This window comes from Streptosporangium sp. G12 (assembly GCF_052983175.1).
Genome location: NZ_JBRIQO010000110.1, coordinates 1 through 618, shown reverse-complemented (window position 1 = coordinate 618; position 618 = coordinate 1). Strand labels below are relative to the sequence as shown.

The window sequence follows — 618 nt, the reverse complement described above, 5'->3', positions numbered from 1 at the left end:
CGTCGGGCTCTACCACAACCCGCCCGAGAAAGCCGTCGTGCTTTGTGTCGACGAGAAGTCCCAGATCCAAGCTCTGGACCGGTCTCAGCCGATCCTGCCGATGATGCCGGGCATGCCCGAACGCCGCACCCACGACTACCTGCGGCACGGCATCACCAGCCTGTTTGCGGCCTTCAACATCGCCGACGGCACCGTCATCGGTGAACTCCACAGGCGCCACCGAGCCCTTGAGTTCAAGAAGTTCCTGGTCACCATAGACAAGGCCGTCCCCGCCGAACTCGACGTGCACCTGGTGTGCGACAACTACGCCACCCACAACACCGCCGAGATCAGAACCTGGCTGAGCCGGCACCCGCGCTTCCACGTCCACTTCACCCCGACCGGCTCGTCATGGATCAACCAGGTCGAGCGCTGGTTCGGACTACTGACCGACAAACTCCTCCGCCGCGGAGTCCACACCTCCGTCCAAGCCCTCGAAGACGACATCAAGGCCTGGATCGACACCTGGAACCAGGACCCCAGACCGTTCACCTGGACCAAGACCGCCGACGAGATCCTCAAGTCCCTCGCCGACTACCTCGCCAAGATCAACCCACCCAGCCAGCCATCAAAGAAATA

General features: G+C 62.5%; 1 protein-coding gene. It reads left to right on the top strand.

All coding sequences use genetic code 11. The features are described from left to right. The coding region (locus ACVCAG_RS45820) for an IS630 family transposase (protein WP_447191680.1) at window positions 1–618 on the top strand (618 nt) is incomplete at both ends.